A 902-nucleotide genomic window follows, 5' to 3' on the forward strand; every position below is an offset into this window, starting at 1 on the left:
GTATCGGGGAGCTGTTTCTCCCGCTCTTGCCCTTCGCGCAATCACCACCGTCTCGTCGGGTATCGCGAGATCTACGAGGCTGGGGAATTTGGGTCTGGCTTTGTAGATCTTCAGTTGCGTGGCGATGACCACAACGTGATTGCTCGTTGACCAACAAGTATCCGAACTGACCAACCACTCAGCCACTGTCCGCCTAAAACCGCAACTCCCCCGGCAAATACTTGGCCAGCAAATCCTCGTAGTAAGGCTTCACCTGAGCGAGGCTCGGACGGTTCGGGTTCTTTGAGTAGAGGTCGTACGGGTTGAAGCGTTGCACCCAGGGCTTCATGGCGTCGTCCTGGGCGTTGCAGAGATGCTGGTATTCGTTCTCGCGGTGCCAGGCGTAGAAGCTGTGATAGCGGATCATGTAGAGCCCCTCGAGCGGCAGGTAGGGCTTCATCATGTGATAGAGGTATTCGTCGTGGCCCCAGCTCATCTGTACGGCGTCCAGCCCGCAGCCGTGTTCGTACATGCCGTATTTGGTTTGCAGCTCCGGGCGTTTGATATCCGGGTTGAGCGCGAAGAATTCGCTCCACACCACTTTGTTCGAGTAGGCGCAGCCGGTGGGGAAGGTGTCGCCCACCACGGCCCATTGCGGCTCACCGAACAGGCAGAGCACCTTGCCGAGATCGTGGATGAAGCCGGTAAGCACCATCCACTCCGGCTCGCCGTTGGCGCGCATGGCCTCGCCGGTCTGGATCAGGTGATCGATCTGCGGCAGGGCGATGTCGGGGTCGCTGTCGTCGACGAGCGTGTTGAGGTAATCCAGCGCGTCCCACGGCGTCATGGTGCGGCGGTTGAACTGCAGAAACTCGGCCTTCTTCGCGCGCACGAAGTCATACGTCTGGTTCATGTGGTTCAGC

Annotated in this window: 1 protein-coding gene; it reads right to left on the reverse strand. The window is 59.3% G+C overall.

Annotated features, from left to right (window positions below):
- Positions 1-193: 193 nt before the first annotated feature.
- Positions 194-902, reverse strand: a 709-nt coding sequence (locus tag JNK74_28220) for an inositol oxygenase (protein MBL7650074.1), incomplete at its 5' end; no start/stop codon positions are given.

The sequence above is a fragment of the Candidatus Hydrogenedentota bacterium genome (genome assembly GCA_016791475.1).
Taxonomy (GTDB): domain Bacteria; phylum Hydrogenedentota; class Hydrogenedentia; order Hydrogenedentales; family JAEUWI01; genus JAEUWI01.